Origin of the sequence: Enterobacter sp. 04-C-12-SI-ECC, assembly GCF_047530715.1 — a bacterium.
GTDB classification, from domain to species: Bacteria; Pseudomonadota; Gammaproteobacteria; order Enterobacterales; family Enterobacteriaceae; genus Enterobacter; species Enterobacter bugandensis.
Genome location: NZ_JBLKDI010000005.1, coordinates 1 through 18,777 on the forward strand (window position 1 = coordinate 1; position 18,777 = coordinate 18,777).

General features: G+C 55.2%; 17 protein-coding genes and 1 rRNA gene. 8 read left to right on the plus strand and 10 right to left on the minus strand.

All coding sequences use genetic code 11. The annotated features are described in order from the left end of the window. A 16S ribosomal RNA gene (locus tag ACMWL8_RS09695) occupies positions 1-1,133 on the minus strand; the annotation flags it as partial. 369 nt (positions 1,134-1,502) lie between these two features. Then, the gene (gmhB, locus tag ACMWL8_RS09700) at positions 1,503-2,069 is read right to left on the minus strand and encodes a D-glycero-beta-D-manno-heptose 1,7-bisphosphate 7-phosphatase (RefSeq protein ID WP_028015601.1); all 567 of its coding nucleotides are present in this window, start codon (positions 2,067-2,069) and stop codon (positions 1,503-1,505) included. Between the two features lie 188 nt (positions 2,070-2,257). Here gmhB and metN point away from each other — a divergent pair, with 188 nt between their 5' ends. From metN to proS, 6 genes are all read left to right on the plus strand, one after another. Next, positions 2,258-3,289: a methionine ABC transporter ATP-binding protein MetN gene (metN, locus tag ACMWL8_RS09705; RefSeq protein ID WP_028015600.1), complete on the plus strand. Its 1,032-nt coding sequence runs from the start codon at positions 2,258-2,260 to the stop codon at positions 3,287-3,289. Continuing rightward, positions 3,282-3,935 carry a methionine ABC transporter permease MetI gene (locus tag ACMWL8_RS09710; RefSeq protein WP_003856130.1) on the plus strand — a complete coding sequence of 218 codons (654 nt, stop codon included), beginning with the start codon at positions 3,282-3,284 and terminating at the stop codon, positions 3,933-3,935. The genes metN and ACMWL8_RS09710 overlap by 8 nt, the downstream gene beginning before the upstream one ends. A gap of 40 nt (positions 3,936-3,975) precedes the next feature. Beyond that, on the plus strand, positions 3,976-4,791 hold the full coding sequence (gene metQ / locus ACMWL8_RS09715) for a methionine ABC transporter substrate-binding lipoprotein MetQ (protein ID WP_014168729.1): 816 nt from the start codon (positions 3,976-3,978) through the stop codon (positions 4,789-4,791). 106 nt (positions 4,792-4,897) lie between these two features. Continuing rightward, a complete protein-coding gene (gene rcsF, locus ACMWL8_RS09720) occupies positions 4,898-5,302 on the plus strand; it encodes an Rcs stress response system protein RcsF (RefSeq protein ID WP_008501883.1) in 405 nt (134 codons plus the stop codon). After that, a complete protein-coding gene (tsaA, locus tag ACMWL8_RS09725) occupies positions 5,299-6,006 on the plus strand; it encodes a tRNA (N6-threonylcarbamoyladenosine(37)-N6)-methyltransferase TrmO (protein ID WP_041911179.1) in 708 nt (235 codons plus the stop codon). The genes rcsF and tsaA overlap by 4 nt, the downstream gene beginning before the upstream one ends. A 112-nt stretch (positions 6,007-6,118) precedes the next feature. After that, positions 6,119-7,837, plus strand: coding sequence for a proline--tRNA ligase (gene proS, locus ACMWL8_RS09730; protein WP_028015597.1), 1,719 nt, complete (start codon positions 6,119-6,121; stop codon positions 7,835-7,837). Between the two features lie 47 nt (positions 7,838-7,884). On the opposite strand, the gene nlpE is transcribed toward proS, so the two are convergent. Genes nlpE through ACMWL8_RS09745 form a run of 3 tightly spaced genes read right to left on the minus strand, consistent with a single transcriptional unit; the run spans position 7,885 to position 9,582 of the window. Next, positions 7,885-8,583 carry an envelope stress response activation lipoprotein NlpE gene (nlpE, locus tag ACMWL8_RS09735; protein WP_045259503.1) on the minus strand — a complete coding sequence of 233 codons (699 nt, stop codon included), beginning with the start codon at positions 8,581-8,583 and terminating at the stop codon, positions 7,885-7,887. A gap of 34 nt (positions 8,584-8,617) precedes the next feature. Continuing rightward, entirely contained in the window at positions 8,618-9,040 is a 423-nt protein-coding gene (arfB, locus tag ACMWL8_RS09740) for an alternative ribosome rescue aminoacyl-tRNA hydrolase ArfB (RefSeq protein WP_045259502.1), read from the minus strand. Beyond that, positions 9,037-9,582 (minus strand): YaeQ family protein, encoded by a 546-nt coding sequence (locus ACMWL8_RS09745; RefSeq protein WP_028015594.1) that lies wholly within the window; start codon positions 9,580-9,582, stop codon positions 9,037-9,039. The genes arfB and ACMWL8_RS09745 overlap by 4 nt, the downstream gene beginning before the upstream one ends. 196 nt (positions 9,583-9,778) lie before the next feature. Here ACMWL8_RS09745 and ACMWL8_RS09750 point away from each other — a divergent pair, with 196 nt between their 5' ends. Beyond that, a complete protein-coding gene (locus tag ACMWL8_RS09750; RefSeq protein WP_008501889.1) occupies positions 9,779-9,979 on the plus strand; it encodes a YaeP family protein in 201 nt (66 codons plus the stop codon). Then, a complete protein-coding gene (rof, locus tag ACMWL8_RS09755) occupies positions 9,966-10,226 on the plus strand; it encodes a Rho-binding antiterminator (RefSeq protein ID WP_028015593.1) in 261 nt (86 codons plus the stop codon). The genes ACMWL8_RS09750 and rof overlap by 14 nt, the downstream gene beginning before the upstream one ends. A 28-nt stretch (positions 10,227-10,254) precedes the next feature. On the opposite strand, the gene tilS is transcribed toward rof, so the two are convergent. The 5 genes from tilS to dnaE form a co-directional block, all read right to left on the minus strand. Beyond that, positions 10,255-11,544, minus strand: coding sequence for a tRNA lysidine(34) synthetase TilS (tilS, locus tag ACMWL8_RS09760; protein ID WP_045259501.1), 1,290 nt, complete (start codon positions 11,542-11,544; stop codon positions 10,255-10,257). A gap of 58 nt (positions 11,545-11,602) precedes the next feature. Further along, positions 11,603-11,992: a VOC family protein gene (locus ACMWL8_RS09765; protein ID WP_045259500.1), complete on the minus strand. Its 390-nt coding sequence runs from the start codon at positions 11,990-11,992 to the stop codon at positions 11,603-11,605. 65 nt (positions 11,993-12,057) lie between these two features. Beyond that, positions 12,058-14,190 carry a lysine decarboxylase LdcC gene (locus ACMWL8_RS09770; RefSeq protein ID WP_028015590.1) on the minus strand — a complete coding sequence of 711 codons (2,133 nt, stop codon included), beginning with the start codon at positions 14,188-14,190 and terminating at the stop codon, positions 12,058-12,060. A 100-nt stretch (positions 14,191-14,290) separates the two neighbouring features. Further along, positions 14,291-15,250 (minus strand): acetyl-CoA carboxylase carboxyl transferase subunit alpha, encoded by a 960-nt coding sequence (accA, locus tag ACMWL8_RS09775; RefSeq protein ID WP_013095666.1) that lies wholly within the window; start codon positions 15,248-15,250, stop codon positions 14,291-14,293. A 12-nt stretch (positions 15,251-15,262) separates the two neighbouring features. Then, positions 15,263-18,745 (minus strand): DNA polymerase III subunit alpha, encoded by a 3,483-nt coding sequence (gene dnaE / locus ACMWL8_RS09780; RefSeq protein ID WP_041911187.1) that lies wholly within the window; start codon positions 18,743-18,745, stop codon positions 15,263-15,265. Positions 18,746-18,777 lie beyond the last annotated feature (32 nt).

Here is an 18,777-nt window from a genome sequence, read left to right on the forward strand (position 1 = left end):
ACCGCTGGCAACAAAGGATAAGGGTTGCGCTCGTTGCGGGACTTAACCCAACATTTCACAACACGAGCTGACGACAGCCATGCAGCACCTGTCTCAGAGTTCCCGAAGGCACCAAAGCATCTCTGCTAAGTTCTCTGGATGTCAAGAGTAGGTAAGGTTCTTCGCGTTGCATCGAATTAAACCACATGCTCCACCGCTTGTGCGGGCCCCCGTCAATTCATTTGAGTTTTAACCTTGCGGCCGTACTCCCCAGGCGGTCGACTTAACGCGTTAGCTCCGGAAGCCACGCCTCAAGGGCACAACCTCCAAGTCGACATCGTTTACGGCGTGGACTACCAGGGTATCTAATCCTGTTTGCTCCCCACGCTTTCGCACCTGAGCGTCAGTCTTTGTCCAGGGGGCCGCCTTCGCCACCGGTATTCCTCCAGATCTCTACGCATTTCACCGCTACACCTGGAATTCTACCCCCCTCTACAAGACTCTAGCCTGCCAGTTTCGAATGCAGTTCCCAGGTTGAGCCCGGGGATTTCACATCCGACTTGACAGACCGCCTGCGTGCGCTTTACGCCCAGTAATTCCGATTAACGCTTGCACCCTCCGTATTACCGCGGCTGCTGGCACGGAGTTAGCCGGTGCTTCTTCTGCGGGTAACGTCAATCGATGAGGTTATTAACCTCACCGCCTTCCTCCCCGCTGAAAGTACTTTACAACCCGAAGGCCTTCTTCATACACGCGGCATGGCTGCATCAGGCTTGCGCCCATTGTGCAATATTCCCCACTGCTGCCTCCCGTAGGAGTCTGGACCGTGTCTCAGTTCCAGTGTGGCTGGTCATCCTCTCAGACCAGCTAGGGATCGTCGCCTAGGTGAGCCGTTACCCCACCTACTAGCTAATCCCATCTGGGCACATCTGATGGCAAGAGGCCCGAAGGTCCCCCTCTTTGGTCTTGCGACGTTATGCGGTATTAGCTACCGTTTCCAGTAGTTATCCCCCTCCATCAGGCAGTTTCCCAGACATTACTCACCCGTCCGCCACTCGTCACCCGAGAGCAAGCTCTCTGTGCTACCGTTCGACTTGCATGTGTTAGGCCTGCCGCCAGCGTTCAATCTGAGCCATGATCAAACTCTTCAATTTAAGTTTGATGCTCGTGAATTAAACTTCGTAATGAATTACGTATGTTCACTCAGAGACTTGGTATTCATTTTTCGTCTTGCGACGTTAAGAATCCATGTCACTTTGAGTGCCCACACAGATTGTCTGATAAATTGTTAAAGAGCAGTTGCAACGCGGCCTTCGCTCACCGTTGCGAGGTGGCGTATATTACGCTTTCCTCTTTCAGAGTCAACCCGTTATTTCAGGATTTTTTCTCTTCAACCGACCGGGTTAACTGTGAAGTGATTCACATCCGCCGTGTCGATGGAGGCGCATTATAGGGAGCTGCCGAGGAATGACAAGCGGAAATATGCATTTTTATTTCGACCGCTCACCTTTTCGCCAAAAAGGCTATTTCTGATGCTTTTTTATCTCTTTTGGCAGCTCTGCCAGACTATTAATCACCCAATCCGCTGCACTTTCTGCTTCTGGCGTTACGGGCTTACCGGTACGCACTAATATTTTGGTACCCACTCCCGCCGCTGCGGCCGCCTGCATATCTTCCAGCTTATCGCCCACCATATAAGAAGCAGCCATATCAATATGCAAGAACTCCTGCGCAGAGTTAAACATGCCCGGATGCGGTTTACGGCAGTCACAGGTCTGACGATATTCTTCTACCGTTCCCTGCGGGTGGTGCGGGCAGTAGTAAATGCCATCAAGATCGACCCCGCGATCGGCCAGCGACCAGTCCATCCACTCCGTCAGCGTCTCAAACTGCGCTTCGGTGAACTTACCACGCGCGATGCCGGACTGGTTCGTTACGACCACCAGCGCATAGCCCATCTCTTTTAGCTGGCGCATTGCCTCTATAACGCCGTCGATAAATTCGAATTCATCGATCTCATGCACATAACCGTGATCCACATTAATAGTGCCATCACGGTCGAGAAAAATTGCGGGTACTGATTTAGCCACCGATTTGCTCCTGAAAAAGGCCTGTTGAGCTAGTATCTCATGAATCGCAGCGCAATAAAGTGCTCATCGTACAGAGTTGGATTGATTTAGACGTCTGGATGCCTTAACATCCGTTTTGTTTACGGTCATCACCCGTATCTGGCAGAAGAAAATGCCACGGCTAACTTACATACGATAAAAATAATCTAATGATTAAACTTTCCAATATCACCAAAGTGTTCCAGCAGGGGAACCGAACCATTCAGGCGCTGAACAACGTCAGCCTGCATGTTCCTGCTGGTCAAATTTATGGCGTCATTGGCGCATCGGGGGCGGGTAAAAGCACGCTGATCCGTTGTGTTAACCTGCTTGAGCGCCCAACCCAGGGCAGTGTAGAAGTTGGCGGTCAGGAACTTACCGCCCTTTCAGAAAAAGAACTCACCAAAGCGCGCCGTCAAATTGGCATGATCTTCCAGCACTTTAACCTGCTGGCTTCCCGCACGGTGTTCGGCAACGTCGCCTTACCGCTGGAGCTGGATAACACGCCGAAAGAAGAAGTGAAGCGTCGCGTTACCGAACTGCTCGACCTCGTGGGTCTGGGTGATAAGCATGATAGCTACCCGGCAAATCTGTCCGGTGGGCAGAAGCAGCGTGTTGCTATTGCCCGCGCGCTGGCCAGCAACCCAAAAGTACTGCTGTGCGACGAAGCTACCAGCGCACTGGATCCGGCCACCACGCGTTCTATTCTGGAACTGCTGAAGGACATTAACCGTCGCCTGGGCCTGACGATCCTCCTTATTACGCACGAGATGGACGTGGTGAAACGCATCTGCGACTGCGTGGCGGTCATTAGCAATGGTGAACTGATCGAGCAGGACACGGTAAGCGAAGTGTTTTCCCATCCGAAAACGCCGCTGGCGCAGCAGTTTATTCAGTCCACGCTGCATCTGGATATTCCAGAAGATTATCTGGAGCGTTTGAAAACCGAGGCAACGGCGGACAGCGTCCCGATGTTGCGTATGGAATTCACCGGTCAGTCCGTTGATGCCCCTCTGCTTTCCGAAACCGCGCGTCGCTTTAACGTGAACAACAACATTATTAGCGCGCAGATGGATTACGCCGGTGGCGTGAAGTTCGGCATCATGCTGACGGAAATGCACGGCACTCAAGAAGAAACCCAGGCCGCAATCGCCTGGCTGCAAGAACATCATGTAAAAGTAGAGGTACTGGGTTATGTCTGAGCCGATGATGTGGCTACTGGTTCGCGGCGTTTGGGAAACGCTGGCAATGACCTTTGTATCGGGTTTCTTTGGTTTTGTGATTGGCCTGCCGGTAGGCGTACTGCTGTACGTGACGCGTCCGGGTCAAATCATTGAGAACGCGAAGCTCTACCGTACGCTCTCCGCGCTGGTGAATATCTTCCGTTCCATCCCGTTTATTATTCTGCTGGTGTGGATGATTCCGTTTACCCGCGTGATCGTCGGCACATCGATTGGTCTGCAGGCGGCTATCGTTCCGCTGACCGTAGGCGCTGCGCCGTTTATCGCCCGTATGGTGGAGAACGCCCTGCTGGAGATCCCAACCGGTTTGATTGAAGCTTCTCGTGCAATGGGGGCAACACCTATGCAGATCGTCCGCAAGGTTCTGCTGCCTGAAGCACTGCCGGGCCTGGTGAACGCGGCAACGATTACGCTTATTACTCTGGTAGGGTATTCCGCGATGGGCGGTGCAGTTGGCGCTGGCGGTTTAGGACAGATTGGTTATCAGTACGGCTATATTGGATATAACGCTACCGTGATGAATACCGTTCTGGTATTGCTGGTTGTTCTGGTTTACTTAATCCAGTTCTCTGGCGATCGCATCGTCCGGGCTGTTACTCACAAATAACGTTACACACAACACAAACTCGACGAGTTAAGGATAAAACATGGCGTTTAAATTAAAGACCTTTGCAGCAGTAGGCGCGCTGATTGGCTCTCTGGCACTGGTGGGTTGCGGTCAGGACGAAAAAGATCCAAACCATATTAAAGTGGGCGTTATCGTAGGTGCAGAACAGCAGGTTGCTGAAGTTGCTCAGAAAGTGGCGAAAGAAAAATACGGTCTGGACGTTGAGCTCGTAACCTTCAACGATTACGTTCTGCCGAACGAAGCGCTGAGCAAAGGCGATATCGACGCCAACGCCTTCCAGCATAAGCCATACCTGGATCAGCAGATCAAAGATCGCGGCTATAAACTGGTAGGTGTCGGTAACACCTTCGTCTACCCGATTGCAGGCTACTCCAAGAAAATTAAATCGCTGGACGAACTGCAGCCGGGTTCTCAGGTAGCCGTGCCTAACGATCCAACCAACCTCGGACGCTCCCTGCTGCTGCTGCAGAAAGTGGGCCTGATCAAACTGAAAGACGGCGTTGGCCTGCTGCCAACCGTTCTGGATGTCACCGAGAACCCGAAAAATCTGAAAATTGTTGAACTGGAAGCACCGCAGCTGCCGCGTTCTCTGGACGATGCGCAGATCGCCCTGGCCGTTATCAACACCACTTACGCCAGCCAGATTGGCCTGACGCCAGCGAAAGACGGTATCTTCGTTGAAGATAAAGACTCTCCGTACGTTAACCTGATCGTGACTCGCGAAGATAACAAAGACGCGGAAAACGTGAAGAAGTTCGTCCAGGCCTATCAGTCAGACGAAGTTTACCAGGAAGCCAACAAAGTGTTTAACGGCGGCGCTGTTAAAGGCTGGTAATCTCACCTCAGTGTAATATCATCAGGACGGGCTTATGCCCGTCTTGTCATTTGTGCAGTCACCTGATTCAATATCTGACGTTTTGATTATCCATTGAGGAATTATTATGCGTGCTTTACCGATCTGTCTTTTAGCACTCATGCTGAGCGGCTGTTCTATGCTAAGCAGATCTCCTGTTGAACCCGTTCAAAGCACGGCAACCCCGCCAAAAACAGAGCCTGCAAAACCGAAAGTGGTTCGCCCTGCGCCGGTTCGCATTATCACCAAGGCTGACGAACTGGTCGGCAAACCGTTCCGTGAACTGGGTGAAGTGAGCGGTGAATCCTGTCAGGCAACCAATCAGGACTCTCCACCGAATATCCCGACTGCGCGTAAACGCATGCAGATTAACGCCGCAAAAATGAAAGCTAACGCGGTGCTGCTGCACAGCTGCGAAGTCACCAGCGGCACGCCGGGCTGCTACCGTCAGGCGGTTTGCATCGGTTCTGCGCTGAACATTACGGCGAAATGAGTGCATTTCAGTTTGAGCAAATAGGCGTTATCCACTCTCCGTATAAAGAGAAGTTCGCCGTGCCCCGCCAGCCCGGTCTGGTCACCAGCGGCAGCGGCGAGCTTCATCTTCAGGCACCTTATAACCAGGCCGATGCGGTACGCGGGCTCGAGTCTTTCAGTCACTTATGGGTGGTATTTGTTTTTCACCAGACAATGGAAGGCGGCTGGCGTCCCACCGTGCGTCCCCCGCGCCTGGGCGGAAATGCGAGAATGGGCGTGTTTGCGACTCGTTCGACCTTCCGCCCAAATCCGATCGGGATGTCGCTGGTTGAACTGAAAGGCATACGTTGCCAGAAGGATCAGGTCATCCTTGAGCTGGGCAGCCTGGACCTGGTTGACGGCACGCCGGTTATCGACATTAAACCCTATTTGCCTTTCGCCGAATCCCTCCCGAATGCGCGTGCAAGCTACGCTCAGGACGCACCGCAGGCGGATATGCCAGTCTCGTTTACGCCTGAGATAGCCTTACAGCTGAGTCAGCTGGAGAAACGCTATCCTCGCTTACGGCATTTCATCACTGAAGTTCTGGCACAGGACCCCCGTCCGGCCTACCGTAAAGAAGAGGAAGCAGGAAAGACGTACGCCGTCTGGCTGCTGGATTTTAACGTGCGCTGGCGCGTCACTGGGGCAGGTTTCGAAGTGTTTGCCCTTGAACCCAGGTAATTTTGTTCTCCTCTCTTTTGGCATCTTTGCCACACTGGTAAACTAAACCACTTTTTTTGTGTCAGGCTGGCGTTTCAGCCTGTTCCAATCGTCGAAATGGAACCGTAACAACATGCGTACTAGCCAATATCTGCTCTCCACTCTGAAGGAGACACCTGCCGACGCCGAAGTGATCAGCCATCAGCTGATGCTGCGCGCCGGGATGATCCGCAAGCTGGCCTCCGGGTTATACACCTGGCTGCCGACCGGCGTGCGCGTCCTGAAAAAAGTCGAAAACATCGTGCGTGAAGAGATGAACAACGCCGGTGCTATCGAGGTGTCCATGCCCGTCGTTCAGCCCGCTGACCTGTGGCAGGAGAGCGGTCGTTGGGAGCAATATGGCCCAGAACTGCTGCGCTTCGTCGATCGCGGCGAGCGTCCGTTCGTTCTCGGTCCAACGCATGAAGAAGTCATTACCGATCTGATTCGTAACGAGCTGAGCTCTTACAAACAGCTGCCGCTGAACTTCTTCCAGATCCAGACCAAGTTCCGTGACGAAGTGCGCCCACGTTTCGGCGTGATGCGCTCTCGCGAATTCCTGATGAAAGATGCCTACTCTTTCCATACGTCACAGGAATCGCTGCAAGAGACCTACGACAAAATGTACGAGGCTTACAGCAAAATCTTCTCCCGCATGGGTCTGGATTTCCGCGCTGTGCAGGCTGATACCGGCTCCATCGGCGGTAGCGCGTCCCATGAGTTCCAGGTTCTGGCGCAGAGCGGTGAAGACGATGTGATCTTCTCTGACTCTTCAGACTACGCGGCGAACATCGAATTTGCAGAAGCGCTGGCACCAAAAGAACCTCGCGGCGCGGCAACGCAAGAGATGACGCTGGTTGATACGCCAAATGCGAAAACCATCGCCGAGCTGGTTGAGCAGTTCAGTCTGCCAGTCGAGAAAACCGTGAAAACGCTGCTGGTGAAATCCACCGAAGGCAGCGCTTACCCGCTGGTTGCCCTGCTGGTGCGTGGCGATCATGAACTGAACGAAGTGAAAGCCGAAAAGCTGCCGCAGGTCGCCAGCCCGCTGACGTTCGCCACGGAAGCGGAAATCCGCGCCGTCGTGAATGCCGGCCCAGGCTCTCTCGGTCCGGTGAATATGCCGGTTCCTGTCGTTATTGACCGCACGGTTGCTGCAATGAGCGACTTCTCCGCGGGTGCTAACATCGACGGTAAACATTACTTCGGCATTAACTGGGATCGCGACGTGGCGACGCCAGAAGTGGCAGACATCCGTAACGTGGTTGCAGGCGACCCAAGCCCGGACGGCCAGGGTACGCTGATGATCAAGCGCGGTATCGAAGTGGGCCACATCTTCCAGCTGGGTGATAAATACTCTCGTGCGCTGAACGCCGCCGTTCAGGGTGAAGATGGCCGTAACCAGATCCTGACCATGGGCTGCTACGGTATCGGGGTAACGCGCGTGGTGGCTGCGGCCATCGAGCAGAACTACGACGAGCGCGGCATCGTCTGGCCGGACAACATCGCGCCGTTCCAGGTGGCCATTCTGCCAATGAACATGCACAAGTCTTACCGCGTGCAGGAGCTGGCCGAGAAGCTGTACGCCGAGCTGCGCGCTCAGGGTATCGAAGTGCTGATGGATGACCGTAAAGAGCGTCCGGGCGTGATGTTTGCCGATATGGAACTGATCGGTATCCCGCACACCGTCGTCATCGGCGACCGTAACCTCGACAGCGATGAGATTGAATACAAATACCGTCGCAGCGGCGAAAAACAGATGATCAAGACCGGCGATATTCTTGATTACCTGGTGAAAGCCATCAAAGGCTAAACAAAAAACCCCGCTCTGGCGGGGTTTTTTAATGGCTCAACGTCAATTTATTTACTGTTACAGTCTTTACCCGCGACAAACTTCGCGTCTTTATCTGCCACCAGCGTTTTCACCATCTCCCCGCTATCCGGGTTTGGCTCCAGCGTAAAGTGGCCGTCAACCGTCAGCAATACCGGCTTGCTGTCATTGCCGCGCGCCACGGCGTAATCACGTTCCAGCTGCGCATTGTTTGCCACGCTGACTTTCTTACCGGTAGCGCAGTCAGTAAAGATCGCCGCATCCGCCATATAGAAATACATCCCCCGCATCGCCATTGGCGTGGCTGGCAGCGACGCTTTCACCGGCGTCAGCGTGTAGTTGAGCTGGGATTCAATCGGATTGCCTTCCCGGTCGAGCATTTCCATGTTCTCACCTTTTGGGCGGAACCAGGTTTTGTCACCGGAGGTATCCGTCAGGACCAGCTTCTCCGCCGTACGCGCCCATGTCCCGTAGGTGGCGAATGAAGAGGGTTCTTTCGCGCCCTGGTAGCGCTGGTTCATCACCCAGGTACCGTCTTTTTGCAGGAACAGTGACGTTTCAATGCCTTCGCAGTCCGCGCAAGGCAATACGCCGCGCCAGCTCTGCTGCATTGGCTTTAACTCTTCATTCTGCGCTGGCTGCAAAACCTGCGTTTCAGAACGGTTGTTACACCCGAAAAGCGCAAACAATGTACTCACTGCCAGCGCTGAAAATAATGCTTTTTTCACAATGAATTCCTTATGAAAATTGTGTTCCCTTTCGTCACTCCATCGGGCGACGAACTTTACCGCGTAATGCTTTCACTGTGGATTTTTGGGCTTTCGAGGACAGCCGACGCTCTTTCGATGCGCGGGTTGGCCGCGTTGCCCGGCGGCTTTTTTGTACTGCCGTTAACTCTTTGATGACCGCCACCAGCCTGGCTAGCGCCGCTTCCCGGTTTAATTCCTGGCTGCGGTACTCCTGGGCTTTGATCACAATCACGCCATCGCTGGTAATCAGATGATGGCTGGCGGCAAGCAGGCTTTCTTTATAATACTCTGGCAGGCTTGATGCCCGAATGTCAAAACGCAAATGGATAGCCGTCGACGCCTTGTTGACGTGCTGCCCGCCCGCGCCCTGAGCACGGATGGCGGCGATCTCCAGCTCGCTATCAGGGATACTGACGTTTCGGGACAAGACGATCATGGCGCAGGCTGCCAGGCTGTCAGATGAATTTCCAGATTATTCTGAGAATCAGAAAGCCAGATGGCTCCGTCCTGGATCGTTGCCTGCAGCGCCATCGTCCGGCTGGCGAACTCACTCAGCTGCGCCAGCTGTTCATCATCCAGATACCAGACGGCGAGATTTTTAAACTGCGCGCATTTATTCTTATTTTGCTGCCACCAAATCTCCGCCGCGCGCTGGTTATAGGCGAATAACGCCACTTCCGCAGACTGAGTACACGCCTTTTTAATCCTGCGCTCGTCCGGCAGACCGAGTTCAATCCATAAATCGATCCCCAGATGGTCGTTGCGCAGCCAGGCTTCAGGCTCGTCTTCCGCGCTTAACCCACGGGTAAACTGCAGACGTTCATCAGCATACTTAATCCACGCCAGCAGGCGCAGCATCATACGCTCCTGGGTTTCGGAGGGGTGGCGTGCCAGCGTAAGCGACGCGTCCAGAAACTGGTTGCGATCAAGATCGGCCACGTTGACCACTGCTTTATAAATTGTCGCTTTCAGCGCCATGAGAGAACTCCATTCGAATCAGCCGCACATTGTAGCGAAAACGGAGGCAAAAGGCTGTTACGGAGTAATAAATACACCGCTATCAAGGCGCTGATATTGCTTAAATGAGTATGGTATAGTCACCTTGCTAAACCGAGTTTATCTTCGTAGGCTTAATGATATCTCACAGTAAGTCAGTGCGCTGGCGGGAGGGGATGTGAATAATTATTGTGAGTTAATTCGCAAACGGTATGCGGAAATCGCCAGCGGAGATCTGGGGTATGTCCCGGACGCGTTGGGCTGTGTATTGAAGGTGCTTAATGAAGTGGCCTCTGATGAGAGCCTTTCAGAGTCGGTCAGGGAAAAAGCAGCGTATGCTGCGGCGAATTTACTGGTGAGCGATTATGTCGATGAATGATACTTATCAACCCATCAATTGTGATGACTATGACAACCTCGAACTCGCCTGCCAGCATCATTTAATACTGACGCTGGAGCTAAAAGATGGCGAAGTGTTGAAGGCGAAGGCCAGCGATCTGCTTTCACGCAAGAATGTGGAATACCTGGTCGTGGAAGATGCCGGTGCGACGCGCGAGCTGCGTCTGGACAAAATAGCCAGCTTCAGCCACCCGCAAATCGGCACCGTCGTGGTGAGCGAATCCTGATGACATTAACGGGCAGCCGGGCTGCCCGTTACGCTTTCCGCCACTCGAAGCTGGCACCCTCTTCTGTCCACCCCTCTTCCGTGATGAACACCCCTGCAGCAGCAATCAGCGTTTCACCGTAGAACAGCAGCGGCGTGGTGTCGCGCAGCCACGGCGGCACGTTGTACTCCTGCCATATCTTTTTCAGTTTCCGTCCCCCGTTGCGTCCGACGATATGCAGCAAGCCGCCAGCCTTAAAGCGCACGCTGACGGGTTCACCGGGCTTTGGCAGACGCACATGGCCAGTCGGCATCAGAGAGACACTCCCCGCGTCCTGGGGCAATATCAGCGGTGCCTCTGGTGAGGTCCAGTGAAGCACCACATCGGTCAGCGAGGGGGAGTATTTTACCCACCAGAGTTTGCCTTTATAGCGTCTGACCTCATATCCACTCAGGTGTACGCAGGGGGAAGCATCTTCCCGCGCCTGCGCGACTTCGTCCCAGATACGGCTAAGCATTGCCCGCGACGGCATCGCAGCATGATGCGTGGCGAGCCAGCGACGTAACAGCGCGGCCCGACGCGCCGGGCTTATCGCCTCCAGAGGCGCAATTGCCAGCGCTCCGTCTTCTGAAATGAGGTCAGACAGCTCCTCGCTGAGTAACTCATCCAGCAGGCTCTCCTGTTCGGCACACAGCATGGCGCTTCTTGCCGTCGCGTCGGCGAAATGCGGCCAGCGCTCGCTTAAAAGCGGGAGGACGCGCAGACGCAGGAAGTTACGATCGTAGCTATCGTCCTGGTTGCTCTCATCTTCGATCCAGCTGAGCTGATGTTCCCGCGCCCAGGCTTCCAGCGACGCGCGTGTCTCGCCAAGCAACGGCCGTAATAATTGCGTTCCGGCAAAATCAGAACGCGCCGGCATGGCGGAAAGCCCCGCGGGTCCGCTGCCACGCTTAAGCGCCAGCAAAAAAGTTTCGCACTGATCGTCCAGATGCTGCGCCGTGACCAGCGCTTCGCCGGGCAGCAATACGCCGGCAAAAGCGGTATAGCGGGCTTTACGCGCCTGCGCCTCAATACCCAATCCTTCATCAGCAAGCGTGACGCGCTCAACGATGAGCGGGATAGCCCACGCCTCACACAAGGCTTCACAGTGCGCCACCCAATCCTCTGCATGACGGCTTAGTCCGTGGTGGATATGTATAGCCCGAAGCTGGACGCCAGGGTCCCGGTCGCGCCAGAGCTTAAGGCGATGCAGCAACACGGTGGAATCCAGGCCACCGCTAAACCCCACCAGCAGCTGGCGGTACGGTGAAACGGCTTGTGCGATAGCGGGTAAGGTCATAGGAAATTACACATAAAAAATGCCCGAACTTAGCGGGCATTATCACACAGGACAAACATTACTGCTGGTAAAGCTCCAGCGGCAGGCCGTCCGGGTCGTTAAAAAAGGTAAACCGCTTGTCGGTAAACGGATCGACGCGAATCGCCTCGCACGTCACGCCGTGCGCTTCCAGGTGTTTTACTGCGCTATCAAGGTCATCAACGCTGAAAGCCAGATGACGCAGGCCGCAGGCTTCCGGGCGGGACGGACGCGAAGGCGGGAAAGGAAAAGAGAACAGCTCAATCACATACTTCCCGTTTAGCGCGAGATCGCCCTTCCAGGAGTCACGCTCCTCGCGGTAGGCCTCGCTCATGAGCGTAAAGCCAAGAATGTCGCAGTAGAAGGCCTTACTTTTCGCATAATCGGTGGCGATGATCGCAATATGGTGAACCGCTTTTAAACCCAGCATAGCTTCTCCTTTTTATGATGCCTGAACGTTACAACCGAAAACCCGCACCATGCAAGCGGTCAACTTTATTTTAGGACTCGCACCCAGTACACGCCGTTTTCGTCGCGCTTCGCGCCGTGGATATCCGTTTCAAATCCTGGATAGTGACGTCCTACCGAACAGAGCATCAGCAGAAAATCGAGCACCGCCCGGCTCTCCTCGGTGATCATTTCACCCGGCATCAGCAGCGGCACGCCCGGCGGATACGGCAGGATCATGTTGGCCGATACCCGCCCGACCAGATTTTCCAGCTCAACGGTTTCGACTTCGCCTTTCACCTGCCGCTGCCAGGCTTTGTGCGGCGTCAGCTTCATATCAGGCAGGACGTCAAACGCCTGGAGCATCAGGCGCGGCAGATCGTGCTGGCGGATCAGCCGGTGGATCCCCTGGGCCAGATCCTGAATGCGCATGTTGCGGTAAAAGTCAGGATCTTCCGCGTAGAGATCCGGCAGCATGTTCTTCACCCGCAGGTTGAGATCGTAGGCGCGCTTGAACTCCATCAGCCCCCGCAGCAGCCCCATTGCCCGAGTTTTGTCGATCCCGATGCTGAACAGGAACAGCAGATTGTAAGGACCGGTCTTCTCCACCACCACGCCGCGCTCGTCAAGGAACTTCGCTACCAGAGCAGCAGGGATCCCCTCCTCGCCCATCACGCCCTGTTCGTCCATCCCCGGCGTCAGGATCGTCACCTTAACCGGATCGAGGAACATATGGTCTGCATCGGCATCCCGGAAGCCGTGCCAGCTCTCTCCCGGCGCGACGGGCCAGCACTCCGCCTCGTCGATCTCTTCCGGCTGCCAGATATCGAAGAACCAGCCGTCGGCCTCATCCTTCAGCCGCTGGACCTCTTTACGGAAATGCAGCGCCCGTTCCACCGAGCGGTTAATCAGGCGTTTACCCGGATTGCCGCGCAGCATCGCCGCCGCCGTCTCGATAGAGGCCACCAGCGGATAGCTCGGTGAGGTAGTGGTGTGCATCATAAAGGCTTCGTTGAAGGTATCCTCGTCGTACTCGCCTTTAATATGGATTAACGAAGCCTGCGAAAACGCGGCCAGCATTTTGTGCGTCGACTGCGTTTCGAAAAAGACCTTGCCCGGCACGCGCTCGCCGCTCATCCCGCTTTTGCCCGAGTAAATCGGGTGGAAGTTGGTATAGGGCACCCACGCGGAATCGAAGTGGATCGACGGTACGTCCAGCGTCTGCTTGATCCAGTTCGTGTTATACAGCAGACCGTCATAGGTGGAGTTGGTGATTACCGCATGGACAGGCCAGCTTGCGTCGGGGATCGCCGCAACCTTACTTTCGATGGCCTGGTGCGTGAACTCCCGGCGCGGAATGCCGCCGAGGATACCGAGCGCGTTACGCGTGGGTGACAGCCAGATCGGGACGACGTCGCTCATCATCAGCAGGTGCGCCAGCGATTTATGGCAGTTACGGTCAATCAGCAACGTGCTTCCGGTTGGCGCGGCGTACATCCCGACGATTTTGTTCGAGGTCGAGGTGCCGTTGGTCACCATATAGCTCTGCTCGGCGCCAAAGGTGCGGGCGATATACTCTTCAGCTTCCAGATGCGGGCCGGTGTGATCCAGCAGAGAGCCTAACTCGGTCACTGAAATCGACACGTCTGCTTTCAGGGTGTTGCCGCCGAAGAAATCGTAGAACAGGCACCCCACCGGACTTTTTTGATAGGCCGTTCCGGCCATGTGTCCCGGCGTACAGAAGGTGTATTTCCCCTCTTTCACATAGGTGAACAGCGCGCGCGTAAACGGCGGCGTGATGTTATCCAGGTATTCACCGGTGTACTGCTGAATGCGGGTCGCAATGTCCTCGGCCACGCCGAGCGAGTATTCGAAGAACCACAGCGCCATGCGCATATCGTGCGCGCTGACGTCCATGGTCGAGTGGGTGTTGATAAAGGCGTAGAGCGGAAGGTATTCATTCAGCCTGTTGATCTCGCTGCACAACTCCATGTCGTATTCGTCCCAGTCGAATATCACGCCACAGATGCGCGGATTATGTTCGATGAATTTCAGCAGATCGGCGCTGTTTTGCGGCCAGATCAGCTGATATCCGCGTGCTTTAAGAGCTTGCTCCAGCTCCTTGATGGGCTCGTCTTTATAAAAGACGCCGTGTGGCCCCATGATGGCAATGATGTTCATGGTTTACCTCCTTGAAAAACATCAGATAAGCATAGTTAAGGTAAACGGCAGGTATAAAAAAAGCCGCAACAATGTGCGGCTTTTCAGATAATTGTGAAGCTTACGCGTAACCGTAGGTCATCAGACGCTGGTAACGACGGTTGAGCAGGTCTTCTTTGCTCAGGACGTCCAGATCGGCCAGGTCGGCCAGCAGCTGTGCTTTCAGGGAAGCAGCCATCACTTCCGGCTTACGATGCGCGCCGCCCAGCGGTTCCGGGATAACGGTGTCGATCAGCTTCAGCTCTTTCAGACGCGGCGCAATGATGCCCATCGCTTCCGCGGCCAGCGGCGCTTTGTCGGCGCTTTTCCACAGAATGGACGCACAACCTTCCGGGGAGATAACGGAATAGGTGCTGTACTGCAGCATATTCACTTTATCGCCCACGCCAATCGCCAGCGCACCGCCAGAACCACCCTCACCGATAACGGTACAGATGACCGGTACCTTCAGACGAGACATCTCGCGCAGGTTGCGTGCGATGGCTTCAGACTGGCCGCGCTCTTCCGCGCCTACGCCTGGGTATGCACCCGGCGTGTCGATGAAGGTGATGATTGGCATATTGAAACGCTCAGCCATCTCCATCAGACGCAGGGCCTTACGGTAGCCTTCTGGTGCTGGCATACCGAAGTTACGACGGATCTTCTCTTTGGTTTCACGGCCTTTCTGGTGACCAATGATCATCACCGGACGTCCATCCAGACGCGCGATACCGCCAACGATAGCTTTATCGTCAGCGTATGCGCGGTCGCCTGCCAGTTCGTCAAATTCGTCAAACGCCAGGCGGACATAATCCAGGGTGTACGGACGCTGTGGATGACGCGCCAGCTGCGCGATCTGCCATGCGCCGAGATCGGCAAAGATTTTGCGCGTCAGTTCTACGCTTTTTTCGCGCAGACGATGCACTTCTTCGTCGATGTTAATATCCAGTTTTTCATCCTGACGGCTTACCGCTGTCAGAGAATCGATTTTCGCTTCCAGCTCAGCAATCGGCTGTTCGAAATCAAGGAAATTCAGACTCATAGTATTCCTGTATTAGTCAAACTCCAGTTCCACCTGCTCCGAACCAATGAGGCCACGGAGATCGTTCAGTAAACGATCGCTCGGAGAGACACGCCACGTTGCACCAAAGCGCAACCGCGCACGTGCATCCGCCCTCTGATAGTAGAGATGTACTGGAATGGTCCCCGAGCGGTGGGGTTCCAGAGACTGACGGAGTCGGTTTAAAAGCTGGTCATCAATTTGCCTGTCCGTCAGCGAGATAGCAAGCCCGCGAGCATATTTTTCCCGGGCTTCGTCAATGTCCATCACTTCGCGGGCGGTCATTTTAAGCCCCCCGCTGAAGTCATCAAAGCTGACCTGTCCGCTGACGATAAGTATGCGGTCTTTTTCCAGCAATTGCTGGTATTTATCCAGCGCGTCGGTGAACAGCATCACCTCCAGACGCCCGGAACGGTCATCTAACGTACAGATGCCGATACGATTGCCGCGCTTGGTGACCATTACCCTTGCAGCAATCACGAGCCCCGCAGCCGTGGTGATTTTACCACGTTCTGTCGGATGCATGTCTTTGAGCCTGTGGCCGCCGACATAGCGCTCAATTTCTTTAAGATACTGGTTGATCGGGTGCCCCGTCAGGTACAGACCTAACGTTTCCCGCTCTCCATCCAGCACCACCTGTTCTGGCCACGGCTGGCAGTTGGAATAGGACTGCTCGATCTGCTCTGGCTCTTCCGCCAGCACGCCGAACATATCCGCCTGGCCAATGGCCTCCGCTTTTGCATGCTGATCGGCCGCTTTCAACGCATCGCCGAGCGAGTTCATCAGCGCGGCACGGTGTGGCCCCAGCCTGTCAAACGCGCCGGACATGATCAGTTTTTCCAGCACGCGGCGGTTCAGTTTTTTGGTATCGGTACGGGCGCACAGATCGAACAGCTCACGGAAGTAGCCGCCGTTATTACGCGCTTCGATGATCGCCTCGATCGGCCCCTCACCCACGCCTTTGATCGCGCCGATCCCATAGACGATCTCCCCGTCATCGTTAACGTGGAAATGGTACAGACCCGAGTTAATATCCGGCGGCAGGATCTTCAGCCCCATGCGCCAGCACTCGTCCACCAGGCCAACCACCTTCTCAGTGTTGTCCATATCGGCGGTCATTACCGCCGCCATAAACTCAGCGGGATAGTGGGCCTTGAGCCACAGCGTTTGATACGAAACCAAAGCATAGGCGGCGGAGTGAGATTTGTTAAATCCGTACCCGGCGAATTTCTCCACCAGGTCGAAGATTTTCATCGCCAGTTCGCCATCGACGCCGTTTTTCTTCGCCCCATCTTCAAAGATGGAGCGCTGCTTGGCCATCTCTTCCGGCTTTTTCTTACCCATCGCACGACGCAGCATGTCCGCGCCGCCAAGGGTATAGCCGGAAAGCACCTGGGCGATCTGCATGACCTGTTCCTGATACAGGATGATGCCGTAGGTCGGTTCCAGCACTGGTTTCAGGCTTTCATGCTGCCACTGTACGTCCGGGTAGGAAATCTCTTCGCGCCCGTGTTTACGGTCGATAAAGTTATCCACCATCCCTGACTGCAGCGGGCCCGGACGGAACAGGGCCACCAGCGCGATCATATCTTCGAAGCAGTCGGGCTGCAGGCGTTTAATCAGATCTTTCATGCCGCGGGATTCAAGCTGGAAGACGGCTGTCGTCTCCGAGCGCTGCAGCATGTCGAAACTTTTCTTGTCATCCAGCGGGATGGCCGCGATATCCAGCGGCGGCTCGCCGTTCTTCTCGCGGCGGGCGTTGATCATCTCCAGCGCCCAGTTGATGATGGTCAGCGTGCGCAGGCCGAGGAAGTCGAACTTCACCAGCCCGGCGTATTCCACGTCGTTTTTATCGAACTGGGTGACCGGGTGCTGGCCTGCTTCGTCGCAGTAGAGCGGCGCAAAGTCGGTGATTTTGGTCGGGGCGATAACCACGCCCCCCGCATGCTTACCGGCGTTACGCGTCACGCCTTCCAGCTTGCGCGCCATGTCGATCAGCGCTTTTACCTCTTCATCAGCTTCGTAGATTTCCGGCAGCTGAGGTTCAGCTTCAAAGGCTTTTGCCAGCGTCATGCCCGGATCGGGCGGCACCAGCTTTGAAATACGATCGACAAAACCGTACGGGTGGCCCAGCACGCGGCCCACGTCGCGGATAACCGCTTTCGCCGCCATGGTACCGAAGGTAATGATCTGCGAAACCGCGTCACGACCGTACATATCGGCCACGTGCTCAATCACCTGGTCGCGTTTTTCCATGCAGAAGTCGACGTCGAAGTCGGGCATGGAAACACGTTCCGGGTTAAGGAAACGTTCGAACAGCAGGTCAAATTCCAGCGGATCGAGGTCGGTAATTTTCAGCGCATACGCCACCAGTGAGCCGGCACCCGAGCCACGGCCCGGACCTACCGGCACGCCGTTATCCTTCGACCACTGGATAAACTCCATTACAATCAGGAAGTAGCCCGGGAAGCCCATCTGGTTAATCACCTGGAGTTCAATATCCAGGCGTTCGTCATACTCCGGACGACGTTTTTTACGCTCTTCTTCATCCGGGAACAGGAATTCGAGACGCTCTTCCAGACCTTCTTTCGATTTCATGACCAGGAAATCTTCCGTGGTCATGTCCCCGGTCGGGAACTGCGGCAGGAAGTATTCGCCGAGGCGCACGGTCACGTTACAGCGCTTGGCAATCTCTACGCTGTTTTCCAGCGCTTCCGGAATGTCGGAGAAGAGCTCGCACATCTCCTCTTCGCTGCGCATATACTGCTGCGATGAGTAGTTCCGCGGACGCTTTGGATCGTCGAGAGTGAAGCCATCGTGGATAGCGACGCGAATTTCATGCGCGTCAAAATCGCCGGACTCCAGGAAACGCACGTCATTCGTTGCCACCACGGGCAAGCCGCGCTCTTCTGCCAGCGCGACAGCAGCGTGCAGATAGTTCTCTTCATCCTGGCGGCCGGTGCGAATCAGCTCCAGATAGTAACGATTCGGGAAGTACTCTTCATAGAACGAGACGCACTGATCCACCAGCGCGCTGTTACCGCGCAGCAGGGATTTACCGACATCGCCCATGCGGCCGCCGGAGATCAGCAGCAGCCCTTCGTTCAGCTCAGCCAGCCATTCCCTGTCAATCCACGGACCCAGCGCCCCATAACCGCGCTGATAGGCTTTTGAGATAAGCAGAGTGAGGTTTTGGTAACCCGTATTGTTCATCGCCAACACGGAGATTTGCGTCAGTTCATCGCCGATGAGATCGCTCTGCACATGGAAATCCGCACCGACGATAGGCTTCATCCCCGCGCCATGCGCCGTCCCGTAGAACTTAACCAGGCCGCACAGGTTGGTAAAATCGGTGATCGCCAGCGCAGGCATGCCAAGCGAGGCCGCCTTTTTTACCAGCGGCCCGGTCTTTGCCAGCCCATCGATCATGGAGTAGTCGCTATGCACCCGCAGGTGTACGAAACGTGGTTCAGCCATCTTCAGATCCCGCGTTACTTAATTGCTTGCGT